General features: G+C 60.4%; 3 protein-coding genes. All 3 read right to left on the bottom strand.

The features are described from left to right. Positions 1 to 48: 48 nt before the first annotated feature. The 3 genes from CWO89_RS41905 to CWO89_RS41895 all read right to left on the bottom strand — a co-directional run bounded on the left by CWO89_RS41905 (position 49) and on the right by CWO89_RS41895 (position 3,456). Positions 49 to 1,629 carry a tetratricopeptide repeat protein gene (locus CWO89_RS41905; protein ID WP_130584084.1) on the bottom strand — a complete coding sequence of 527 codons (1,581 nt, stop codon included), beginning with the start codon at positions 1,627 to 1,629 and terminating at the stop codon, positions 49 to 51. A 196-nt stretch (positions 1,630 to 1,825) separates the two neighbouring features. Then, positions 1,826 to 2,482, bottom strand: a complete 657-nt coding sequence (locus tag CWO89_RS41900) for a DUF3540 domain-containing protein (RefSeq protein ID WP_130584083.1) — start codon at positions 2,480 to 2,482, stop codon at positions 1,826 to 1,828. Between the two features lie 17 nt (positions 2,483 to 2,499). After that, on the bottom strand, positions 2,500 to 3,456 hold the full coding sequence (locus CWO89_RS41895; protein ID WP_130584082.1) for a hypothetical protein: 957 nt from the start codon (positions 3,454 to 3,456) through the stop codon (positions 2,500 to 2,502). Positions 3,457 to 3,583 lie beyond the last annotated feature (127 nt).

The raw sequence follows: 3,583 nt of genomic DNA, 5'->3' as shown, positions 1-3,583 counted from the left end.
AAGCAATCGGCGACTTGGGCTCGCCGCGATGCTGTGGCAGCGCGCCGCTCAGTCAATCGGTTGTTTGCGTAGCAGGGTCTCGAGGTGGCGCCGCCCTTCGTCGATCGCGCCGGACCAATGCCCGAACCGTTCCTGCACGACAACTTCGAATGACGGATACCACAGTGGCTTTCCGCCAGCCTGAGCCCAATACCAGGGATAACCGAGCGGCACGAAAACCACGCCGGAGACGCCGAGCGCTCCGGCGATATGGACGGCGAAGCTGTCGGGCCCGACCACCGCGTCGAGATTGGCGATCGCTGCGATCATTTCCGCAGGGCTCTCGATGTGCACGCCAGCATCGATCGGACGACTCCATCGCTTCATGTCATGCCGTTGCGCGCCGCTCATCAAACTGACAGGCGTGACGGAGTTTGGAATCGCAGCTGCGACTTGCCCCATCGATAGGCCGAGCGCGCCACCCTCCCACACGATGCCCACCAGAGGCCTTGCGAACGCGGCCAATGCATCCCGCCATTTGGCGAACAGTTCGGCCTCGGGGCGCAGGTAGGGAATGCCATCGGCAATGTTGCGGGCGTCGGTCGGCAGAACGCGCAATAATGATTGCAGCGGCATAGCCGAGATCGCGGGCCTCGGTTCGTCCAAAATCACCCGCTCGGCGAGGTTGGCAAGAAGAGCCTGATAACATGGATGCGCGACCACATGCACATCTTGCGGGCGCGGCAGCCGACGCAAGAGACGAGCGAGTGCGATGAACTCAAGGGCGCCCATCGTCGGCGGCACGACTATCCGCCTCACAGGTGCCGAGGCGGCCGGCTCGGGCGTCGGGAAGCGACCAAGCGTCAGTTCAAGCGTCGTCTGCAGAGACTTCGCTGCGTCATTCTCAGGTCGCGTGTGCACGACGTGACCGACAAGTGTGAGGGATTCGTCGAGCCGGCCAACGAGCTGTAGGACACGCGCCAGAGCAAGCGCGGCGGTAGGATCCGATTTGCGAGCGCGCACGAATTCCGTCAGTTGCGCAATGCCGCGGTCCACCTCACCCTTGGCAATCGTAACACGGGCCAAGATTTCGCGCGCACCAACATGAGCGGGCGCATAGGCGAGCAGTTTCTTGCAGGTGGCCTCCGCTTGCGACCAGAGTCCAGTTGCGGCGTGGCAATAAGCCAGATGCAAGAGCCCAGCGGTATCGAGCGGGGCGCGCAGATGCGCGCGCGCGGCAAGGCTGAGCGCCTCGTCGAGGCGCCCGCGTTCAAGCTTGAGCACCGATAAATTGCCCAGCGCGTCGGGATCGTCCGGAGCAATCTCAAGCGCACGAAGCAGGGCGGCCTCAGCCGCCGAGCTGTGGCCCAAGGCGAACTCGAGGGCGCCAAGTTGAAGGAGCGCACGCGCATTCATGGGCTCGTGGTGGACCACGGTCTCTGTCATCGCACGGGCTTCCGCAACCTCGCCTCGGCTCAGCAAGGCCTGAGCGAGCGCCAGCTTGATTTCCTCGTTGCGCGGGGCGAGAGCCGCCGCGCGTTCGAGGCAAATCACCGCCGCCTCAGCGCGGCCGAGCAATCCGTGAGCGATGCCGAGATTGGTGGTGAGGCCGGCGTGCTCGGGGTAGATGGTCGCAGCTTCAGACAGCATGTCAAAGGCAAACTCGATCCGCCGGCGCGCAAGCGCCAGTGTGGCCCTCGCATTGAGCGTATCGGGATCACTTGTGGTGGCGACCTCCTCCAGCAGCGCCTCCGCCTCCTCGAGACGCCGGCCGAGATAAACTCCTGGGCCGTTCTAACCCTCTCCTGCCGGGTCGGAGCCGGCATGCCAGTGGACAGCATCTGTGCTATGCAACTGTGACGCGCTTGCCATCGAGGCGGAGATCCTCGCTCACCGCGATGACCTTGCTGTGCGCCATCTCGGAGGCAATGCCGGTGACTCTAATGGCCTGGGTTTCGGTCTGCAATGTGTCGATACGCTCGATCACCGCGACACGCTCGACCGCTTTTACCGTAAGTTGCTCGGCACTCACTTCCTGGAGTCGCGCTGAGCATAGGACACGGTCCGCGATCAACGTGTAGAGCTTGCCGATCCAGGTGCCTTTGTCCGCAAGCACTGCGAGCAGCTTAGTCTGCAGATCGATGCTGTCGGCCCGCAAGGACAGGCGCTGGCGCGCGGCGATCGTGATGGTCTCGCCCTCAATCGACATATTGCGCGCCCCGGGCAGGCCGACCATGCCACCATTGTGAGCCGTCCGCTCCAGCACAGTGACGATGAAGACTTGCTCCACGTTGGTGAAGAGCAGCACCACGTCCTGTGGCATGGGGCGGACCAGGCAGCCAACGGCGACCGTCGCCGTGTGACGGGCGCCAGCGACCTCGACCTCGACCGCAGAGCCATCGTCGCTGACCGACACGACACGGGCCGTGTGATGCCCAGGCTCAAGCAAGCGCTCGGCCATCGCCAAGATGTCGGTGCTTGTGGCACGGATCGGCATCGTCATCCTTGTTCTCCAGCTCGCTACATGAAATTTATCGACTTCTTTTGTATGACTTCCTCATTGCCGGAACTGGACGTGATCTCAGCTTTTCGGGTCACAAGCTTGTACTCTTCCGTGTTCGACTGTCCCTTTCTCAATTCTTCTTCGGAGTGGGATACGCTGGTCTTGCAGAATTTGATGTCGCGACCGACCGACTTGAAGTCTTCGACGGGAGCGAGCTTGAAATCGCTTGTCCTGAGAATCTTGGTATCGCTGTCAGCCGACTTGAAATCGGGGCCAAAAACACACTTGGTCGAGTTTCCAATCACTTGCTTGACGTCGTGTCCTTCGACAATGTCAAGTTTGTTGCCGATCGTCATAGAGTTCATATCACTGAGGTTGACTGAACATTCTCGCGAGATCTTGAAGGTGAACGCTTCTCCAAAGAACATGCTTACGTTCTTGGCCATCGTCAGCGTGGTAGCTGCGCCTCTCATGCAGGTGAATTTAGTGCCTTGAAACAATTCCTTGGTGTCTCCCATCGTCTGCTTTTCCGAGTTGCCAACGGTCGTCTCCAGCTTGTGGCCCTTGTTGATGAGCTTGACTCGGTTCGAGGCCGTCAGGATGATGTCCGCAGGCGTCCCATTAGCGCCAGCACTGATTGACACGCCATTCTCGGCGGAGATCTCATAAGTGCCTTTCGAGACCTGATGTTGGGAGTTGCCGTTCGTGACCTCCGTGGTCTGACCGCGACCGATTTTGAGCAGCGCAGCGCCTTCAATATTGGCCTGGAAGTCCTTGTTGGTGAAGGCAAGCAAGCCGGCGTTGTCGCTTTCATGTTTGCTGATCGCAGCTGGACTTTCGCCAATAGTCGTTGTGAGACCAGTGACAAGTTTTTCTTCTTCGTCCGAATAAGAGCCGAGGCGCAGATAAGTTGACTTCGTCAGGGGAGAAGCCAGGCTGTCTGGAACGACCAGGCGCGTATAGGCATTTGGCATAGCGGATACCCCAATAGGTTGGCTGTCGGCACTAGCGCTGCGCCGTCAAACGGGTTTGAGAGGGTGATATCGAAAGTCCGAACGCGTTCGGGTTGGCGCCGTTCTGCTTCGTAGGCATCCCCATTTT

It is taken from the genome of Bradyrhizobium sp. Leo170, from assembly GCF_004296405.1.
GTDB lineage: Bacteria > Pseudomonadota > Alphaproteobacteria > Rhizobiales > Xanthobacteraceae > Bradyrhizobium.
Note: the sequence above shows the minus strand (reverse complement) of the source record. Positions and strands in the feature narration are given on the sequence as shown.

Coding starts and splice junctions, on each gene's coding strand:
- CWO89_RS41900 (WP_130584083.1), bottom strand. CDS start 2,482: ATGACGATGCCGATCCGTGCCACAAGCACCGACATCTTGGCGATGGCC.
- CWO89_RS41905 (WP_130584084.1), bottom strand. CDS start 1,629: ATGCTGTCTGAAGCTGCGACCATCTACCCCGAGCACGCCGGCCTCACC.
- CWO89_RS41895 (WP_130584082.1), bottom strand. CDS start 3,456: ATGCCAAATGCCTATACGCGCCTGGTCGTTCCAGACAGCCTGGCTTCT.